The organism is Arsenophonus sp. aPb, assembly GCF_029873475.1.
Taxonomy (GTDB): Bacteria; Pseudomonadota; Gammaproteobacteria; order Enterobacterales; family Enterobacteriaceae; genus Arsenophonus.
On the sequence record NZ_CP123499.1, the window covers coordinates 809,969 to 829,488 of the forward strand.

Consider the following 19,520-nt stretch of genomic DNA (forward strand, 5'->3'; position numbering starts at 1 on the left):
GAAATTATGAATAATGATATTTCTCTGATTACCCTATTGGCATTTTCTACCTTATTACCATTTATTATAGCGACGGGAACATGCTATATAAAATTTTCTATTGTTTTTATTATGGCAAGGAATGCTTTAGGTCTACAGCAAATTCCTTCTAACATGGTGTTAAATGGTATTGCATTAATATTATCATTTTTTGTCTTACTGCCAATAGTAAAAACCAGTTATCAAGAATTTAATAAGGTCAATATAGATTATAAAGATATTGATTCTATTATTAATTCAGTAAATTCTGGGCTAAGTGGATATAAAAATTATTTAATAAAATATTCAGATAAAGATTTAGTCTCATTTTTTGATAAGTTACATCAAAAGTCGGATGATGGAAATGATAATCAATATGAAAATGGTAATGATAGTTCTATTGTTTCATTACTTCCAGCATATGCTTTAAGTGAAATAAAAAACGCCTTTACTATCGGATTTTATTTATATTTGCCTTTTGTTGTTATCGATTTACTTATTTCAAGTATTTTATTATCGCTTGGAATGATGATGATGAGTCCGGTAACAATATCTGTTCCCATAAAGTTAATTTTATTTATATGTTTAGATGGATGGAGCTTGTTATCAAAAGGATTAATAACTCAGTATATTGAACTAGCAACAGGATAATGTATAAAAATTATGAGTAATATTATTTTTGCAAGTAATAAAGCATTATATTTAATATTAATATTTTCATTATTACCCGTCATAGTTGCAACAATAATTGGATTGTTTGTTGGACTTTTTCAGACGGTAACTCAACTACAAGAACAAACTTTGCCTTTTGGGTTAAAGTTAATTGGTGTAATGGGATGTTTATATTTACTATCAGGTTGGTATAGCGAAGTTCTTTTAAGTTATGCTCATGAAGTTATTAAATTAGCCCTATCGTGATGTAATATTATGCATATAGATACCAATCTTTATTTTAATATTTATAATTTTTTATCCCATTTAGTGGTCATAGCATCCCGTATTTTTCCAATATTTTCGATTATTCCATTTTTATCTAACAATATTCTATCTCCCACAATAAAATTTCCTCTTTCGTTATTTATTGCTATGGGTGTATGGCCATATGATGTATATGCATTACCTCAATTAGAATCGATGAGTTATTTAGTTATCTTGTTAAAAGAAATTATTATTGGATTAATGATTGCTATTTTTATTTCTTTACCTTTTTGTGTTTTACAAATAACCGGAAATATTATTGATAATCAAAGAGGAGCGACATTAAGTAGTAGTATTGACCCTATTAATGGTGTAGATACATCCGAACTGGCTAATTTTTTTAATTTATTTGTGGTGACACTATTTTTAGCTAATGGTGGAGTTATAACAATTTTGGAAATTTATCATCATAGTTATCGTTTGTGGCTACCTTTTTCAATGGAATTTCCATCAATTTCAAATATTTTAACTTTTATTTCTTATGCCATTTCAAAAGCAGTAATGTTAGCAAGTCCATTAATTATTATTTTTTTGGTCACTGAAATTATGCTTGGACTGCTTGGTCGATATGCTCCACAATTAAATCCCTTTTCTATTGCTTTAACTGTTAAAAGTCTAATTTGTTTTACTATATTGATGATTTATTTTTCTTCATCTTTTAGTGAAACGGTATTAATCATGCAGGAAATATCTTTTAAACTAATACAAAACAGTATCTAATGGAAAGCTATGTCAGCAAACAAAACAGAGAAACCAACACCTAAGAAGTTAAAAGATGCAGCCCAAAAAGGAAAAAGTTTTAAAAGCAAAGACTTAGTTATTAGTTGCCTTATTTTTTTAGGTTGTTTATATTTGACAAATTATATTAATTTTACAACTATAATAGATATTTGGGCAAATACATTAAAAAATAATCATAGTATCACACCACTAAATTATACTTTTGTTCTTTTTTTTACGGCATTAAAGATTTTTTTACCTTTTCTTTTTTTATGTATATTAATTATTATGCTGACAACGATGGCACAGACAGGATTTAAAATTGCAACTAAAATATTAAAGTTTGATTTTAATAATTTAAATCCTATTAATGGGATTAAAAAGATATTTAGTATTAGAACTATAAAAGATTTTATTAAAACATTTTTATTTATCATAATATTTTTTATTGTTACATATATTTATTGGAATAGTAATAAAAAAATTATTTTTGCTCAAATTTATTTAAATATTGAAAGTATTTTTATAATTTGGAAAGAATTAGTTAGTGATTTTATTATTATTTTATTATTATCATCTATTATTATTTTAATCTTAGATGCAGTTGCAGAATATTTTATTCACATTAAAGATTTAAAAATGGATAAAAATGAAGTTAAACGTGAATATAAAGAACAGGAAGGAAATCCTGAAATAAAATCAAAAAGAAAAGAATTGCATGTTGAGATTTTATCTGAACAAGTAAAAAGTGATATTAAGAGTTCCAAATTTATGATCGCTAATCCAACACATATAATTATCGGTATCTATTTAAATCCACAAATAGTTGCAATACCAATGGTTTCGGTATTAGAAACCAATCAACGTGCACTTGCTGCACGTGCTTATGCTGAAAAAGAGGGCGTACCCGTGGTAGAAAATATTGCATTAGCACGTCGAATATATAATACACACCAACTTTATGCTTTTATTAATTTAGAGGAAATTGGTGAAGTAATTAAAATTCTAAGTTGGTTGCAAAAAGTTGAAAATGAGTGGGATAACTAAATTACATAAAGAATTACTTTTTGTATGAGCGTTATTTATGTGTACATGATTTATTTATCTGTTTTAATTATGAAAATGAATGCTAATAGCAATTCAGGAGATTTACTATGCCCTGTAATAATGAAAATATATCTCTTACTCAGAATGAACAAGATAGTTTTGGTCTTGAAGAAACTATTCTGACAGTTATGAATACGGGTGCCACTTTAAAAGATATCTATGAAATAGATGAAAATGTTATAGAGAATATTTACGCGCATGCTTATGAATTTTATCAACAGGGTAGGCTTGATGAAGCCGAAAAGTTTTTTAAATTTCTATGTATGTACGATTTGAAAAATGCGGATTATTTCATTGGCTTAGGTGTTGTTTATCAGCTTAAAAAGGATTATACCAAAGCTTGTGATATTTATGCTTTATCTTATGTAATGGCAAAAGATAATCATTGCCCTGTCTTTTATTCAGGCCAATGCCATTTACAAATGGGCGATATTGCTAAAGCTCTTTATTGTTTTGATTTAGTTTGTAATGAAAGTACGGATGTTAAATTAGTAAAAAAAGCGGAAGTTTATCGAAAAGTTATTAAAGAAACGAGATTATCAGAATCAGAAGTGAAAACAGAAAGTTCAACTTCATAATAACATATATACAATTAGGGGTTATTTTATGGGAGAAATAGATACATTAAATATAAGGAGAAATTTTTCTAATAATTTTAATAATGAAAATGTCAATGATGATCATTTTAATGAAATTGCCAGCGTTATTAAAAATAAAATGACTATTTCTCCCGAAGAAAGAACACAATTAACTAATAAAGCTAAGTTAGAATTAATTCTAAAATCAGATTCTAATAATAAAGAGATTTCTAATAGTTTCATAGATATTCCCCAAATTAGAAAGCCTAATTCTTCACTATCAGGAAAAGGTAATTTATTATTTCTTTTGGCTGAAATGCAAAAAATTAGTGTTGATCTTCAAGGAGAAAATTTAAAACTAAGAATTCAAGTGTTTAACGTTAAATTAAAAGCTAAGACTGAAAATGCTAATCAACTATCAAGCGAAATTGATCAGTTGAATCGTGAATATCAACAGCAATTAGCGTGTTTAGATAGCATGACGATAAAACTACGAGAACTAAAATCTTATAAACAATCACTTGAGAATGAAGTTAGTGCTAAAAAAAATGAACTAGATAGCAAGCAGCTAGAATATAAAAATATAAAAGAAAATTTAACAGCAAATATAAAAGAAAATCTAACTGAAAATAGTTTGCTGTTAGAAAAAAAGTTAGCAGAGGAAATAAAGACGCTTACTAATTTTATTCAGCAAAAAGAAAGTGAGTTAATTGAAATAAATAACTTATTTGAGGTGAAATCAAATGAGTGTGAAACTGCTATTAATAATGTAGCTCAATGTGCTGATTTGCTTGATGATGCACTAAATAAATTGCGTGAATTTAAAGCAAACGATATAGAAAGCAATAAACCTATTGAACATCATATTGAAGAGGCTCTGTCAAACACAGCTAAGTTGTTAGAAATTTTAACAACATTAATTATTACTATTGGCAATAGTGCTGTTGATAAATTAAAGGATGATCTTGAGATCAATCGTAAACGGGCAACGGCTAATCAAAATGAGCTGAAACGCAAATCGGAAGAATATGAACAACAAGTACAAAAAGCTGAACAAACACAAAAAATAGCCAAATGTGTCGGACAAATTCTGGGTGGTTTGGTTATGGCTATTGGTGCAGTCGGTGCGCTATTTGGCGGCGCTGGCATTGCTTTAATGGCGGTTGGTATAGGGTTATTAGCAGTAGATTTTATTGCTGAAAAAGCGACAGGTCGATCATTAACCGATAGGATCATGAGTCCGTTAATGGAGCATGTTTTTATGCCATTAATGGAGATAATAGGTAAAGTTGTCGATGCGATATTAGAATATACGCCACTTGGTAGTTTATTAAAAGAGATCGATAAGGCTGCTGGCACTGATTTATTGTCAATAGCAAAAGGCATTGCAACTGCGGCGGTCGCGGTTGCTGCGATGATTGCTTTAGCTTATGTGGCGAAATCTTCAGCAAAATTTCTTTTTGAAAAAATGTCACAAACTTTTATCAACTCAATTATGCAAGTCGCTAAACAAGCAATTACTCAGGCAATAAAGAAAATTATTCCAAATGTAGTAAAGAATATGAGTAATCAAACATCTGTGGTAGTAAAAAAAATAATCGATGAAATTGCTAAAAAGTTAGAACAAGTTGCTAGTAAGATTTCAGCGATGATGGAAAAGGCGACGCAACACGTTAATAAGTCGGTATTTAAAGATATCAAGCTAAGAACGCCAGAAGAAATTCATCGTTTGATGAGAATTACCGCCAATAGATTAGCTATGGCTAATCAAGCTATTATGTTTAGCAATACCGCAACGCAAGGAGGATTAAGAATTAATGTTGCTAATGCTGAGTTACAGAAAGCCAATATCAATGCTGCAATGTTGTTTGATCGATATGAAATTGACCGTTTAATGGATGATTCACAGCATTTATTTACAACTTATAAACATCAGCAAGAGAGCGTGATGAAATTATTTTCTGATATAACAGAGATAATCACTGCTCAAAATGATACTGGTAAATATATCAGTAAGCCTTTGCGTGCTTAAATTAAAGAGGAACATATGACAGCAATAAGTAATTCTGATAATAAAGCTATCTCATACCCAACTCATCCTAATATTGATGATCCAGAGACTATTTCTAGTAAGGAAAAACCTTCTATAGCTGGATCTGTGCCAACAGCAGCCAATATAAAAAACATAATAAATAATATAAATACAACAAGCGATGAATTGGAAAAACCTTTATTACGAAAATCAGTCAAGCCTGACGGAAAAGATTCAGCTAGTGATGTAAAAGAAGCTGTTGAAAGCTTACTTGCTAATGTTGAAAATAGAGCAGAATTATTTAACTTTTTGCTAACAGTTAAAGGTAAAGAAGGGAGCATCGAGATTGATGAAAACCTAAATGTTAGCAATCGTTTTGAGATCACCCAATTGGCCAATGGTTATACCGGTAACCAGGATAAATTAATCCAGGCAATGTTGATGGCGGCTTTAAGCCAGTTAGAGACCCGTCGTCAATTAGCTAATATGGAGGTTAAGATCGCCTATGATTCAATCAAATCAAGTGCTAATAATATGGTCGAGGCGGCTCAGGAAGGGAAAAAACAAGCAATAACAACGGCCATGGTTTCTATTACTATGGCTGGTGCTGGAACCTTTGGGTCAATTAAGAGCTTAACTAAACAAAATTCGTCACTCAAACTTCACGATTCTCAAGCAGTTAAATTAAATGCAGATGCAATAGAGCAAAGAAATGCGGCCTACAATGCATCGCGTGCTGGTACGGATAATGAAGCCGCAGCAGCTTTTATGTCTAATTCACAGGAATATCAAACTAAAGCACAGTTGCTTCAGTTGACTGGACGAGAAACGCAAAATCAAGCGCAAAAAGGTTTAGTGGCGGCAAATGCACTAAATCAAAATTCGGCAGTGGTAGGCCAGATGGCTGGACAGCAGAATGCAACAGCGCAGGCAGAAAAATCGGCTCAATCGCAGGTTGATTCTGCGGTAGAACGTGCTTATAACGAAATAGCGCAAATATCTAAAAAGGCGCAAGATGAATTTATCACATTATTAAAACAGATTTTAGATATGTTCATGGAAGAATATCGACGTCGAGCTCAAACTAGCCGAGCAATTATTGGTTAATTTATTAACGATATTCGAGATAAAAAGTAAGCTGCTAGACTAATATTATTGAAATTTAAGGCTAATATTAAGCGCCCTTATTGGGGTTTTTAGACAAGATTCTTACAGGAATGGAGATGGAAATTTATAACCCCTTTATAAATCAGGCATCAATTTTTTATAAGAATGATGATAACGTTGATAATGCTGATAGTAATTCTTCCCAGGTAAGGAATAAAAAAACGGTTATTGCTAATCAGAATGTTGGATTAAATCAACTAAAATATTTGCGTAACCGTAATGAAGATTTAGTTAGGAAAAATAAAAAGTTAATTCAGATAATGGAAAATCCAGCGAGTAGTGAAAAATCAAATCAACAAGCGGAAAAGATAAATAATCATGAACGTTTGTTGTCATCTGCAGACGCTCTACGTGGTGGACAACAGATAGAAAATCAGGCAATAGCACAGTTTTTGGCTAGTCTGGATTATGAGGGGAAAGACAGCGAAGAGACTGCTAGAAAAATTAGAACAATGCGTAGTGTAATCGATCAATATAAAGAAGAAAATCTACCAGGCGCAAAAAATTCTTTATCTAGCAATGCTAATGTTTCTCAGGTTAAATCAAGTCGGGAAATAGCTATAAGCTTATATGAATGTATTACTAATATTAATAAAGATTATTTAAAAGTTTTTCAGGATAGCGCTAAATCTTATGCGGATGCGCTAAGAGAACTCAATGAAATACTTGCCTCCTTTAAAGATGCCATAAAAACCGATAAAGATACGATTGAATTTAAATTTGATGAAACAAAAAAGATAATTGATAAGCTCATAGCGCTGAAAAAGAAGTATCAAGATAGAAGGCTGGTACCCGCTGAAGGTTATCTAAAAAATCGAGCTGAGGCAGATGCATGGTTTAGACAGCTTGGTTTGAATGACGAAAAATGCATCTTTGGTGATAAAATAAATTTTTATCTTAAAATGGATATAAGCTTTATTGATGAAATAATCAATCATTTTCCAAAGCTTAGCGATAAAGAAGGTGACAAAAAATTTTTATCTGATGTTAAATATAATTCAGCACGTTGGGCGGCATGGCAATCTGGTTTCGACCAATTTAAAACAGAAGCGCAAACCATTTCACAAACAGTGACGCAGAAATATTCAAATGCGAACGCTATTTACGATAATGTCATTAAAATATTGACCAATACAATTAGGGAATTACAAGAATCGAATAAATCATTTCTTACTATTTAATAATTGGAGAGGAGTTATGCCTAATCCATCTTGTATTAATAAAGCTAGTTTAACAGCAAATTTTAGTCAGCCAATAGGTCAAACTAATTATCCTGAAGACACATCAAATGTATACGTAAGTAAAATCCAGAAAGTTGGTAATAGTAATAGAGATTCGATAGCTGGTATTTCGCATTCTAAACAATCTATTTCTGTTTTTAATGATAAAGGTAATAGCAGTATTAATAACAGTAATACTGTATTATTAAGTGAACGTATATATAAAGCTAAGATAAAAATGCCAGATCAAAAAACAGCAATATTGATGAGTTTTGATCGTCAATTAGATCGATTAGAAAAGAGCAGTCAGTTAATTTTAAATCAGTGTCTGGAGATCTTCAAAAAACATTCTTTTAGCCAACTAAACAAAAAACAAAAAGAATATCTCTATATTTTTATTGCGTTAAATAATTTTATATTAACATCAGATTTAGTTAAGAATAATAAAAAGAAAATATATGAAGAGTTTAATGATTTTTTTAAAAAAGTAGTAGATTATAAATGTGATATTACAATATTAAATGGGACTACCACTAGCTACGTAAAAGATGCGCTTAAATTCCAAAAAATAGCTAAATATTTATTAACTAGATATAGCGAAACTATAAATAAAAATGGATTGTCATTTTCTGATTATATCAAAGAACTTGCATTAACAGAGTTATATGCTCATTTTAAGCAGTATGGTATAGAGCAAAGTATAATTGATAGTGAAATAGAAAATGGACAGCTTTTTTCGGCAGGATTTAATATTTTTTATGATAAGAGAATGCTAACAATCAAAAATGAAGAAGATATTTTGATGCGCTTTAATAATATAGTTAATTGTGAATTTATTGCTTTTAATTCATTAAATTTTTCAAACAAATATGGTATAGAAGAAATCGCTGCTAGTGATATTACACAAAATCACAATAATGATAACTCTTGTGCCCAATCAATTGAAAATAATAAAGGTATTTTTCAACAATTATCAGATGAAGCGAGTGCTCCGCTTGAAACATTGGCGACTAATTTTCAAAATGTTAAATATATTATGGGATGGAAGCCAGAGTATCGATTAGAATTTCAACCAGAGTATAATCCAAAAAATACTTAATTTAGTAATTATTATTGCTAAATTATACAAAGAATAAATATTAATAAAATATAGTTATAATTTTATTATAAATAAAACAATTTTTTTCTTAATAATTATAATTTAAAGTGTCAAATTTAATAAAATGGCGCTCTGTTTTATAATTTAGTGCTATATTTTTATTTAATGAAATTTTTTTATTATCTATGCTGAGATAATATAATACATGGATCCTTTTAATTATAAAATGATAAATAATATTATTGCAAAAAGTCTCAATTTATCCCTTGAAGAAATTTCATCAGAAATGCATTTACTATATGATTGTATGGCTGATTCTTTAATGTTAATAGATTTATTTATTGAGTTAGAAAATTATTATCAAATAAATTTCACAAGTAAAGATATTGAAAGTATCGAAACTGTTGGTGATATATATAATTTTTTAGGTTTATCTGAATTAGTTTTAAATAAAACATATTAATTACGTTAGTGAATATTACATGGATTACTTTTCCATTTTTTAATTATCATTATAATTTGATGATTATTTGATTATGCTTTTTTTTGTAAAAAAATGTATTGTAGACAAAAGTAATAATTAGATAAGTATTAACTGTATGGAGATGAATAAAGATAAGCAACTTATTTTTAGGATCCTAAATGGAAAACTAGCTGGGTGTGAATTTTTGCTTGATAATCTTCATACTGTTTTTATGGTCACAAATGATAACACTATTGAGACGATACATAAAGGAAACTTATATCCAAATAATCTTATTTATATTCCTTGTATTGATCGTGAATATAGTTTTGAAATCATTGTTAAAAATAATACATTAAATGGTAATGGTAATATTATTGTTAGGGAAACCAGTAATGAAAATGTAGATAATGAAAAAAGTATTATCTTGAATGAAATATACCATGTTAACGATCTTTCGTTTGCGATTCGTAACATGGGTGATAGCTTTAGTGAAGAGGTTTTACATTACCGTTATCCGATTATTGATATAACGGCAGATAGATTTTCTCCAGCCAAGAAAAATTATTTAGTTATTACATTATTTTGTTTATTGATATCATTAGTTATAGGTATTTGCGCTTATTTTTATTTTACTAGTGAACAAAGAAAGATATCTAAGCTTTCTGTTTTATTACGTAATGATTTAGAACATTATCGAATAAGTTATGGGCAGGATAACATTATATATCTGTTAGCAAACAAAGAACGTTATGTATATCATGCTAGAAAGCTATTAAATAATAGCGATGATGCTAGTCAAGTGAAAGTATTATCGAAAAAAAAGCAAATAAAAGCTCTTGCTAGCTGGTTAAGAAAAAATTTTCCGCTAGTCTATTTTCATGCTATTGAGCTGGATAAAGCTGAGCAGCCAGTCCTATCACTTAGTAAAGAAAGGGCAAGCTTAACAGATAAAGAAAAATCTTATTTAATCAAAAAGTTAAAAAAAGATTTTTTATTTATAAGAAATGTGGTTTTTAAGTCGATTAGTGATAAGTATATTGAAAATATTTCAGAAAATGGAATTAAAAAACTAAAAATAAATTATAAAAAAATTGTCTCTAAAAATAGCATTACTTTTTTTATCTTAGATAATTTAAGTGATCAGGAAATGCAGTCAATAAAGCTATTTATTAATAATTTTTATAAAAATTGGGGAAAAAATTATATTGATTTTACTATTGAGTTAAATAGTGACTGGCTACAAGATAAATCTTTTAGGTACGGTAGTAAAAATTATATACGTACTTCTCCATTTCACTATTATTTTAATAAAAATTAACAGGAGGTTTTATATGGCGGAACCAATTGGCGGTAGCAACATTAATGGGGCGAATACTGGTCATAAACAAGAGAAATTTGATGCAACACAGTCTGTTGGTGGTTATCTGGTTAAAACAGCGGCCAGCTTTGATAATGGTGTGAAAGAAATGAATAGAGCTCTTGATGACACCTTAGCTGAATTAACTCAGGATCCATCAAATCCGATGTTGTTAGCTAAATATCAATCTCTACTTTCTGAATATACCTTATATCGTAATCTCCAATCTAACGTGATAAAAGCGCTTAAAGATGTGGATAACAATATTATTTCTAATTTCCGTTAAACTTTTTAGGAAAATATTTTTTATTAAGAGTGATTTATGATAACAAAAATTATTAATTCTTTTGTTAGTAATCATATTACTGATATTGTTAAGTTACATTCTAGCACGGTCGGCTTAGATAATTATTTAATAGCGCATTTTGCTAGGCTATCTTATACAACTAAAATGGAATACGAACAAATATTGAATGTAGCAAATAACCCTGCAAATTATTCGGATCCAAAGTGTTTAAGTTATCTTCAACAAAGGACGGCAGATTATAATTTACGTCTTTCACTGTTACAAACGCTCTCTCGCAAAGGAGTAACCGCGGTTGAAACATTATTGAAAACCTAGTATGAAAAAATTTTATCTCAACTTAATTTTGTTACTGCTGTTATTAACCGGTTGTAATGAACAAGAATTACTTAAAAATTTGGATCAAAATCAAGCTAATGAAGTGATAGCTTTATTACAACAAAATAATATTGATGCTTATAAAAAAGAGAGCGCAAAATCAGGTTATATTATTTATATTGAAAAAGAAGATTTTATTCCGGCGGTAGATTTGATTAATCGTTACGGTTTACCACGTAAACCCAGATTAGAAATTGCGCATATGTTTCCGTCTGATAGCTTAGTATCCTCACCGTTAGCTGAAAAAGCACGCCTCTATTCAGGAATTGAACAGAGGTTGGCGCAATCTTTACATTCTATTGAGGGCATCGTAACTGCTCATGTGCATATTAGCTATGAGTTAAATAGTGTTGAAAGCAAAAAAGAGCACAAATATCATGTCTCGGCATTAATTAAATATAATGATACGATTAAAGATGTAAACCTATTAATTAATGATATAAAAAGATTTTTAAAAAATAGTGTAAATGGTGTAAGTTACGATGATATATCTGTTGTTACCACAGAAATGGAACAGATAAATCGAATAAAACTAATATCCAATCATCAGGATGCAACATCCGGTTTAATATGGTTATTTTTTGCTAATATTTTTCTTGTTTTAATTATCTGTTTTATATTTTTCTTGATAAATAAAAATAGAAAAACACCAGCATTACTTACGATGAATAATAATTCTATGGCAAATTTCATTAAAGAAAAACTCTCTATAAAAGATAGAAGTAATAAATAAATGGTTATGATGTCTAGTAATACAATTAATTTTTTTTTATATGATCCGCTATCTTGGATGCATCGCGATCATTTTTCTCTTCCTTTATTTTTTAATAATAAAGTTTGTCGATCGATTTTTAATAGTGTAGTAATAGATTTTTATTCTCTTCCGATTAATAGTAATTTTAATCACAATTATATTGAAAGATATATTATAAAAAATTGGAAGATAGTATTGCAGGTTTCCTTTATGTTAGCTTGCTTACGCTATCGTTCACTATTATTCCGCAGTGGAAAAATAGTCAAATTAGATGAAAATATAAGAAGTTTTTGTAAGTTAAATATTATTGATGATTTTTCTCTTATCGCAAAAAACAATTTTTCTGATATTGATTTTTGGTTATTAGCCAGAAACGAAATATTTATATTCCAAGACTTTTTGTCAGAAACAGTAATGAAGAGATTGGCGATATTATTTCCTAGAATAAACAATAATGATTATAACTTTATTAAAATAAATCCGCAATTTAGCTTATTAAAATTGGCTGTTCAATATGCAAAAAGATATCAATAATCTCAGTATAATAGATAATGTTTTATTAAAAAAAGAGATATTAACTGAACATACTAAAGCATTTTCAATTATTGAAAAGTCAGAAAATTATGCCAATGTTGTAGTCAATCATGCAGTCAAAGAGTCGGATAGAATAACTAAAGAAGCATTTTTAATCGGCTACAAAGCTGGGCTAAAAAGTATTATTGACAATATTATCTGTTATTTTAAAAATTCTGATGATATTTATCATGCAATTCAGCAAAAAGTACTAAATCAAGTTAATCAATGTTTGATAAAAATTATTGATGATGAAAAATTAGTTGCTCATTTTATTAATAGCTATTTAGCTAGTTTTTCCACTAGTATAGAGGAAGATGAACTTATTATTATTCAGCCAAAATTATATAAAAAATTAGAGTATAAAATTATTAATAGTATTCAATTCAAACAACAAAATATTATTTTTGATTATCATTCTGAAAACTATTTTCTTATTAAATATAAAGATAATATGATAAGATTTGAACATAGCTTGATATTAGAACATATAAATTTATCTATACAAGAAAAATATTTTTATAAAGAAATGATCGAAAATATTGATCAACTTATTGATAATCTTTCACCTTTAGGAAAAAAATATGAAAATTCCGATGATGAATAATACTGTGTCATCTATTATAGAATCTCCTATTACAGAAACAACTAAATCATTAGATGATAGATTGAAAGAAAATGAAATAGCTGCAAATTATCATGATTCTGGCGCGGTAAATAAAAAAGCTGGTGTAGATCCTTTTTTATATACCCAACTACGTGAACTATATGAAAAGGCTGAAGAAAGCGAAAAGGAAGGATTATAAATGGTAGGTAAAACTATTTTTATTTATCTTATCATATTTTTTTCTGGCATTATCAGTGGTTGCCATACTTTTTTTGATCAGAGTAATTCACCGGTCAGCGGTTTAAATAACAATCTACAATGTGCAAAGGTAAAAGGTAATTTAAATAAATCTACACCGATTGTTTTGTATAAGGGAATGGTGGATTGTATAAAACTACATCAATATGAGAAAGGTGTTTTTCTTTATTCATTAGCTGGAAGTTATACTTACTACGATGCAAATCGTATAAATACTTTTTATGCTAGAAAAGCTCATCATGATTTATTGACTGAAAATTTAGCTTTTTTAACAAAAGCTGAATATAACTCTTTTTGGATTTTTTTAAATAATTTTATGCAGCAAGATAAGCAGAAAAAGATGATCTGTAGCAAAATTGAACAAGTTGGAGCACCCGATTATCAACCCATTTATATGTTGAAAAATAAAGTTAGTACAATCTCACGATATGATATTGATTACGCTTTATTTAAAAAAAGTTTAAATAACTACTTGAATTGTTGATGTAAATAGCTGTCAGCTCTTTTTTATAAAAAATAAATTGTTTATCATAAGTTAGTCTTTTATTTTATTTAAATATTATATTTTAGTATTTATTAATTTTCTCATCATGATTATGATTAATATTTTAGTTAATATACCTTCATGCTAAATGTCTCATTTGATGGTGAATATTATGGATTGTATAAATTATAATATTGGACAAATGATAAGAAAAAAAAGACAAAAATTGCAAATTTCAGCTGCAGATCTGTCAGCTTTATTAGGTATTAGCCAACAGCATCTTTCTCGCTATGAGAGAGGTGAAGTTAGGATTAATGTTGAATGGTTGATTAAAGTTTCAAGGGTACTAGATATCGCTATAGAAAGTTATTTTGTTAATTCGAGAATTAACTTTTGGGAGGATTATTATAGTATGGGAAATTGTTTAATGGTAACTAAAAATAAACGTTAGTAAGTGTTCAGCTTCTTTTTAACTGTCTATTAGAATTAAAAATCAAGCTAATATTGATATAATTTATAAATAGAATCTTCTTCGTCCCTATAGAAAAATAAACTGCCTCTTTATTTTTCTTTTTAATAACCAATACAGAGTTATTACCCCCATTTCTTTGATAGGAATTGGGGGTTTTTAATGGTTTTAGCTAAATTTATACTAGTATAATTATATTATGTTTGACTTAATTGTATTGAATAAATTATTCCTACTTACCAGATAACTATTTAACCGTATGAAAAAATAGATACTTTCATGCGGTTATTTTTTTATTACTAATTACTATTCTATAAGCATAATTGTATTTTAAAATAATTAATTGTTTAGACGAGAATATTTATGGAAATAACACCTAGTCGTATTAAAAATATAAATCCTGTCAAATTAGATACGGACAATGAGAGTAATAATAAGCTAAAGGAAGACAAATCAGCAAAACAAATATTAGATGAAAAAACGACAGTGCTGATATCGTCAGATGAAGGGGCTGTAATCACTGATCATTTTGAAATGATGAATGCAATGAGTGCTCAGCGCGCAGAAAATATACGCAATACTCAAGTAAAGAAAACAATTTCAAACGAAATTCTTGTTGATGTTCTCAATTTAATTAATGCTGCTGACAATAATATGAAATATCCAAATAACACAGCTGTGATGAATTATTATTTTATAGTAAAAGATAAAATTGCTATAAAGAAACTACAACTAGAAAATTATCAACAGCAATTAACGGTATTAAAAACAGATGAACAGAAATATAAAACAGTACAAAATGAAATAATTGGAATTGAAAATGATATTGAAGTTTGTCGTAACGTATTGTTGATAGCTGAAAAATCTACTCGTGTTCATCAGCTCAGTAAGCTAGGCTTTTCAATAAATACAATCCCTATTTTTAGATTTATTCAAGCATTAAGCAATATAATCGAGAATAATTTTTATTATTCCCTTTCAGCTGATAGTAGTAAATCGTTTGTTTATGGATTAGATAATATTATTAGTTTAATCGATCAAACTGATAAATATGTTTCTGATCACTACTTAAATATGCTTGAAGCATTATATGAAAATAAATTAAAAAGTATAGTAAAAACACCGATACATTTTAATAAAGAAGATATTATCCAGCATATAATTACCCTCAATGTAGAAGATTGGCAAAATAAAACTGCGGCAGAAAAAGCAGAAGTATATGAAATGATTAATGCAGCAAATAAAATAATAAAAAAACTTAATAGCGGCAAATCTACTATTAATCCAGAAATTGAAACATTAAATATTTATGCAATATCTGTTTTAGCATCTATTTATGAAACCGACGCACACGTGTTTGGTAAATTATCATTAGATGATATTACATCAACTGAGTATGTTTATAGTTATAAAGATCTAAATGGTAGAACTCAAGTTGATACAACCACAATTTATGAATATATGTTACGACATATAAAAGAAATTGATTCACCTTTATCAAAAAGAGATCATATTAAACTAAAATTTCCTGCTGAATTTCAACCTGGTTTAATTTATTATCTGGAAGAAGAGTGTGAAAATATCAAACAGCATTATTTTTTTATTAAAAATTTTCAAAAGCTAGAACAAGAAGTTAATGATATTAATAAGTTAATACCCAGCTCAGCGCAATATTTAACTGATTTTTTATCTCATCTAGAGGATAAATATCAAGTGGAAAACCTTTCTTTAACAGATGAAGTGAATTATGAAATAACTAGAGTTGTACCTACTGGTTTAGTTGATTTTGATTCAGTTAGTAAATATAAAAAATTTACAATATATGATATTCTTACTGGTAGAGATAGAAAATATATATCAAAAGAATTTGGGCTTATTAATTATTCACTATATAGAGACTTCTCATCTAAATATGATAAAAAAATCATCGAAGTAATAGATTCAGTCGATATTCAAACTGATTATACTAATAAGATAGAAGTATTAAAAAATAATGCTAATTCGAAAAATAAATTTTATCATTATATCGATACGTTACTTACTGTTTATAATAATAAAAACAAACCCTATTATCTTGTCGAAAATTGCCCATCGTTGTTAGTTTATGCACAGCATGAAATAATGGATCGCACCGGAAATGACCCAATTAATTATCAAAACCTGCATCCTGAGAATACCCCAATTAGTGTGATCTCAATTATTACCGGTCAACGTCTCCAATTTAGTTCATTACGTGATATGAAAAATAAAATAAAAAATAATAAAGAAATAAGCGATTGGTTTAATTATCACTTTCCGCTTGATTATAAAATAGCTGCTGCAGAATTAAGACTAATAAAGCAGGGTAAGGATTATTCTTATTTATATGACAATATATTAGAAAAGTATCTTACTGATATAGATGTATTAGTTTTTTCTCATAGTGAAAATAAAATATTTAATATATTCGAACATATTAAATTATTTATATTACCTGCTTTTTTTATGGAACCTGTAGCTGGAATTTTATATGGTAGTTTAATTACTATTTTACCTTTACTTGGCCAGGCTGCTAATAGTGATACTGTAGAAGAGCGTAATTATTATTTAAAACAAGCCGCTTTTGCGATGGCTCTCGAAGTCGCGGGTGGGATCTCTCTTGTGGTTTTAAAAAAGATAATTTCTATGGCAGCGACGCTCTATGCCAAGACTAAATTACCTAAACAAGTATTTGTTGCTCCAAATAATATTATGGATGATTTGTCCCATTATGGAATAAATCGAACTGGTACGTCTAGTTTAGCGTTAGGAACGACAAGGATGACGTTGTGGCCACAAAATATTAATATCCTTAATAGTACTAACACTATGAGTTATATAGGATTGGCGCCGAGAAATCGCATAAGAGAGGCTATTCGCTCAAATATGCTGGCAGGGACAAAGTATGAAACAGCTGAACTTTATATTGCCGATATATTAAAGCAAGCAAATATCATTACTGAGCTACAAGAACGCTCATTAATTGAAAATTTAAAGAAGGCAAAATATTATACTGATTTTTTGCGTAATAGTGATTTATTTAATGATATACAAAAAATAACCACCATAGATGATCTTTTGCGAATTAAACAAGGACAACTTGTTGTCTTTACCAAAACAGTGGCTAATACAGATTGGCCAGTGCATGCAATGGTTAGTGTAGGTAATGGCCGTTTTGCCGGCATAAAAAATAGCCTATTGGATGTTAATTTAGGTGATGGTAAGAAAATTATTACGGCAGAACAATTAGGCCAATTTGAAGGCGGTATTTTAAAACATTCCGGTTCATTAGAAGTCGGTGGATTCAATGTCTGGGCTGGTTATCCTAAAGGAGCAAAATATAGCTATGGTCAACCAATAGACCAAGTTGCTAAAGATTTAATCTCAGAGCCTATTATAGATTCAGCAAAATGTATTGCTGAGCTATTGGAGCGTTCAGGTGAATTATCTACTGAGCAAGCGTTGGTATTTTATGGTGTGGCGAAATCGCTATATTCCTCCAGTAATCATCAAAAAGCGCTACAACGGTTACTCACTAATCAAAAACAAATTAATCATTATTCGGAATTGGCGTCGTTGCCTAAAGGTAGCCTAGTTGCTTTTCATGAAAATGATTTTTCTGTTAAGAAATTAATGGTTAGCCTGGGTGATAGAAAATTTGCCATTAGGCATCCTGATCATTTGGAATTAGCTTTTGTTAGTAATTTTACCCAACTTGTTGATGGTAAATTTGGTCCCTATCAAGTAACGGCTGGTAAGGTTAACTTATCGTCGATGCGACAAGCGTCATTGTTAGGTAAAGATTCCAATTTTGGTTTACAAGGTAATAAATTACTGATTAGGGCACATGGGGCACCATCAATTATTAATTATATGGATTCAATAGAATTTGCCAATGTTGTTAAGGGTTTAATGTTAAGAGCAGAAGATACGATTGATTTACGAAGCGTCGGCGCTATCGAGTTACAATCATGCTTTGGTGCTTTCGGCAGGTATTCTTCTGGGCAGGTTTTAGCCAATGAATTAGGCAAAAAAGTCACAGCTTACCCGCTAGCATACAGTAAAAAGATTGCGCAAAATCCCGAATGGTGGCGGCCATACCCCAAAACGTTTATGCCAGCGAGTGATTTAAATTTCACCCAACAATGGCTAATTAATCAGCAACACATGCGCAATCATAATTTTTGGAATGAATTACTTGGTCTATACAAAAAAGTTACCATGACTAATAGTCGCCTTGCCCGAGCAGTAGAGCATAATAAAGCGGACAGCACTATTGAATCATTGACCCATGATATAGCAAAATTAGTATTAAAAAAAATAAGCGTTGATGATTTCTTACAATTGCATGCCGAATATTATAGTGATGGTCTAACAGAGGTTCCGCCAGCGGTGATAAAGTTAGCATTAGAAACTTTATTGGCGAAGGATATACCTAGTAATGAACAAAGTTTTGCCGAACAGATAATCGCTGTTTTCTCGTTAAATAGATATTCATTTCAGTTATTAGATAATTATCTCTCTAATATATAATGGTCTTAACGTATGACAATATTATTAGCCGCTGTAGCGGTAACTGATAATAAATCTGCTTATCGGTAAAATACAGGCTTGATGAATTCTGCTATCCATAACGATGATAGCAGAATAATTGTCACTATAAAGGTATTAAAGGTGTCTGTGTTAAAACACCTTTTCGCTTGTAGATCTTAGGGCTTTAATATGGAAATTTTTACCGTTTAATGCCGGATTTCGCACTTTTGTACTAAAAATCACCGTTGTGCTAGCAATAGGATAAATATCTTATAAATGACAGTGGCAAATTTTGATTTAATTTTTTTAAAATATACTTTTATTTTTTTAATTAAATTTTAAATTAAAAATAAACATTAAAATCAGCAAATAAACTTTGCCATATCTTTGTCTATTAATG

Annotated in this window: 20 protein-coding genes; all 20 read left to right on the forward strand. The window is 29.2% G+C overall.

Features of this window, described 5'->3' with window-relative positions:
• Positions 1-6: 6 nt before the first annotated feature.
• Positions 7-669: an EscR/YscR/HrcR family type III secretion system export apparatus protein gene (locus QE177_RS03435; RefSeq protein WP_280551340.1), complete on the forward strand. Its 663-nt coding sequence runs from the start codon at positions 7-9 to the stop codon at positions 667-669.
• A gap of 12 nt (positions 670-681) precedes the next feature.
• Complete coding sequence (locus tag QE177_RS03440) at positions 682-936, forward strand: EscS/YscS/HrcS family type III secretion system export apparatus protein (RefSeq protein WP_280551341.1); 255 nt, start codon at positions 682-684, stop codon at positions 934-936.
• Between the two features lie 9 nt (positions 937-945).
• Complete coding sequence (sctT, locus tag QE177_RS03445; RefSeq protein WP_280551342.1) at positions 946-1,716, forward strand: type III secretion system export apparatus subunit SctT; 771 nt, start codon at positions 946-948, stop codon at positions 1,714-1,716.
• A gap of 9 nt (positions 1,717-1,725) precedes the next feature.
• Positions 1,726-2,763 carry an EscU/YscU/HrcU family type III secretion system export apparatus switch protein gene (locus tag QE177_RS03450; protein WP_280551343.1) on the forward strand — a complete coding sequence of 346 codons (1,038 nt, stop codon included), beginning with the start codon at positions 1,726-1,728 and terminating at the stop codon, positions 2,761-2,763.
• 107 nt (positions 2,764-2,870) lie between these two features.
• Positions 2,871-3,401: a SycD/LcrH family type III secretion system chaperone gene (locus QE177_RS03455; protein WP_280551344.1), complete on the forward strand. Its 531-nt coding sequence runs from the start codon at positions 2,871-2,873 to the stop codon at positions 3,399-3,401.
• 28 nt (positions 3,402-3,429) lie between these two features.
• Positions 3,430-5,433 (forward strand): type III secretion system translocon subunit SctE, encoded by a 2,004-nt coding sequence (gene sctE / locus QE177_RS03460; RefSeq protein ID WP_280551345.1) that lies wholly within the window; start codon positions 3,430-3,432, stop codon positions 5,431-5,433.
• 15 nt (positions 5,434-5,448) lie between these two features.
• On the forward strand, positions 5,449-6,540 hold the full coding sequence (locus QE177_RS03465; protein WP_280551346.1) for a hypothetical protein: 1,092 nt from the start codon (positions 5,449-5,451) through the stop codon (positions 6,538-6,540).
• A gap of 116 nt (positions 6,541-6,656) precedes the next feature.
• The gene (locus QE177_RS03470) at positions 6,657-7,781 is read left to right on the forward strand and encodes an IpaD/SipD/SspD family type III secretion system needle tip protein (protein ID WP_280551347.1); all 1,125 of its coding nucleotides are present in this window, start codon (positions 6,657-6,659) and stop codon (positions 7,779-7,781) included.
• 16 nt (positions 7,782-7,797) lie between these two features.
• The gene (locus QE177_RS03475; protein WP_280551348.1) at positions 7,798-8,919 is read left to right on the forward strand and encodes a hypothetical protein; all 1,122 of its coding nucleotides are present in this window, start codon (positions 7,798-7,800) and stop codon (positions 8,917-8,919) included.
• A 205-nt stretch (positions 8,920-9,124) separates the two neighbouring features.
• Positions 9,125-9,382 carry an acyl carrier protein gene (locus QE177_RS03480; protein ID WP_280551349.1) on the forward strand — a complete coding sequence of 86 codons (258 nt, stop codon included), beginning with the start codon at positions 9,125-9,127 and terminating at the stop codon, positions 9,380-9,382.
• A 136-nt stretch (positions 9,383-9,518) separates the two neighbouring features.
• Positions 9,519-10,703 carry a PrgH/EprH family type III secretion apparatus protein gene (locus QE177_RS03485; protein ID WP_280551350.1) on the forward strand — a complete coding sequence of 395 codons (1,185 nt, stop codon included), beginning with the start codon at positions 9,519-9,521 and terminating at the stop codon, positions 10,701-10,703.
• 40 nt (positions 10,704-10,743) lie between these two features.
• Positions 10,744-11,028 carry a type III secretion system needle filament subunit SctF gene (sctF, locus tag QE177_RS03490; RefSeq protein ID WP_280552202.1) on the forward strand — a complete coding sequence of 95 codons (285 nt, stop codon included), beginning with the start codon at positions 10,744-10,746 and terminating at the stop codon, positions 11,026-11,028.
• 36 nt (positions 11,029-11,064) lie between these two features.
• A complete protein-coding gene (gene sctI / locus QE177_RS03495; RefSeq protein ID WP_280551351.1) occupies positions 11,065-11,364 on the forward strand; it encodes a type III secretion system inner rod subunit SctI in 300 nt (99 codons plus the stop codon).
• Position 11,365: 1 nt separating this feature from the next.
• Positions 11,366-12,157, forward strand: a complete 792-nt coding sequence (gene sctJ, locus QE177_RS03500; protein ID WP_280551352.1) for a type III secretion inner membrane ring lipoprotein SctJ — start codon at positions 11,366-11,368, stop codon at positions 12,155-12,157.
• Positions 12,158-12,712 (forward strand): hypothetical protein, encoded by a 555-nt coding sequence (locus QE177_RS03505; protein WP_280551353.1) that lies wholly within the window; start codon positions 12,158-12,160, stop codon positions 12,710-12,712.
• The gene (locus QE177_RS03510) at positions 12,693-13,358 is read left to right on the forward strand and encodes a hypothetical protein (protein WP_280551354.1); all 666 of its coding nucleotides are present in this window, start codon (positions 12,693-12,695) and stop codon (positions 13,356-13,358) included. Before QE177_RS03505 ends, QE177_RS03510 begins: the two co-directional genes overlap by 20 nt.
• Complete coding sequence (locus tag QE177_RS03515; RefSeq protein WP_280551355.1) at positions 13,336-13,557, forward strand: hypothetical protein; 222 nt, start codon at positions 13,336-13,338, stop codon at positions 13,555-13,557. The genes QE177_RS03510 and QE177_RS03515 overlap by 23 nt, the downstream gene beginning before the upstream one ends.
• A complete protein-coding gene (locus QE177_RS03520) occupies positions 13,558-14,100 on the forward strand; it encodes a hypothetical protein (protein WP_280551356.1) in 543 nt (180 codons plus the stop codon).
• A gap of 172 nt (positions 14,101-14,272) precedes the next feature.
• A complete protein-coding gene (locus QE177_RS03525) occupies positions 14,273-14,551 on the forward strand; it encodes a helix-turn-helix transcriptional regulator (RefSeq protein WP_051296968.1) in 279 nt (92 codons plus the stop codon).
• Positions 14,552-14,932: 381 nt separating this feature from the next.
• Entirely contained in the window at positions 14,933-19,120 is a 4,188-nt protein-coding gene (locus tag QE177_RS03530; protein ID WP_280551357.1) for a hypothetical protein, read from the forward strand.
• The last annotated feature ends 400 nt before the right edge of the window (positions 19,121-19,520 follow it).

What these genes read in the sequence shown, in the direction of transcription:
- QE177_RS03505 (WP_280551353.1), top strand. Translation starts at nt 12,158, where the DNA reads ATGGTTATGATGTCTAGTAATACAATTAATTTTTTTTTATATGATCCG.
- sctJ (WP_280551352.1), top strand. Translation starts at nt 11,366, where the DNA reads ATGAAAAAATTTTATCTCAACTTAATTTTGTTACTGCTGTTATTAACC.
- QE177_RS03475 (WP_280551348.1), top strand. Translation starts at nt 7,798, where the DNA reads ATGCCTAATCCATCTTGTATTAATAAAGCTAGTTTAACAGCAAATTTT.
- QE177_RS03515 (WP_280551355.1), top strand. Translation starts at nt 13,336, where the DNA reads ATGAAAATTCCGATGATGAATAATACTGTGTCATCTATTATAGAATCT.
- QE177_RS03435 (WP_280551340.1), top strand. Translation starts at nt 7, where the DNA reads ATGAATAATGATATTTCTCTGATTACCCTATTGGCATTTTCTACCTTA.
- QE177_RS03530 (WP_280551357.1), top strand. Translation starts at nt 14,933, where the DNA reads ATGGAAATAACACCTAGTCGTATTAAAAATATAAATCCTGTCAAATTA.
- QE177_RS03485 (WP_280551350.1), top strand. Translation starts at nt 9,519, where the DNA reads ATGGAGATGAATAAAGATAAGCAACTTATTTTTAGGATCCTAAATGGA.
- QE177_RS03455 (WP_280551344.1), top strand. Translation starts at nt 2,871, where the DNA reads ATGCCCTGTAATAATGAAAATATATCTCTTACTCAGAATGAACAAGAT.
- QE177_RS03480 (WP_280551349.1), top strand. Translation starts at nt 9,125, where the DNA reads ATGGATCCTTTTAATTATAAAATGATAAATAATATTATTGCAAAAAGT.
- QE177_RS03525 (WP_051296968.1), top strand. Translation starts at nt 14,273, where the DNA reads ATGGATTGTATAAATTATAATATTGGACAAATGATAAGAAAAAAAAGA.
- QE177_RS03450 (WP_280551343.1), top strand. Translation starts at nt 1,726, where the DNA reads ATGTCAGCAAACAAAACAGAGAAACCAACACCTAAGAAGTTAAAAGAT.
- QE177_RS03520 (WP_280551356.1), top strand. Translation starts at nt 13,558, where the DNA reads ATGGTAGGTAAAACTATTTTTATTTATCTTATCATATTTTTTTCTGGC.
- QE177_RS03465 (WP_280551346.1), top strand. Translation starts at nt 5,449, where the DNA reads ATGACAGCAATAAGTAATTCTGATAATAAAGCTATCTCATACCCAACT.
- QE177_RS03470 (WP_280551347.1), top strand. Translation starts at nt 6,657, where the DNA reads ATGGAAATTTATAACCCCTTTATAAATCAGGCATCAATTTTTTATAAG.
- sctT (WP_280551342.1), top strand. Translation starts at nt 946, where the DNA reads ATGCATATAGATACCAATCTTTATTTTAATATTTATAATTTTTTATCC.
- sctE (WP_280551345.1), top strand. Translation starts at nt 3,430, where the DNA reads ATGGGAGAAATAGATACATTAAATATAAGGAGAAATTTTTCTAATAAT.
- sctI (WP_280551351.1), top strand. Translation starts at nt 11,065, where the DNA reads ATGATAACAAAAATTATTAATTCTTTTGTTAGTAATCATATTACTGAT.
- QE177_RS03510 (WP_280551354.1), top strand. Translation starts at nt 12,693, where the DNA reads ATGCAAAAAGATATCAATAATCTCAGTATAATAGATAATGTTTTATTA.
- QE177_RS03440 (WP_280551341.1), top strand. Translation starts at nt 682, where the DNA reads ATGAGTAATATTATTTTTGCAAGTAATAAAGCATTATATTTAATATTA.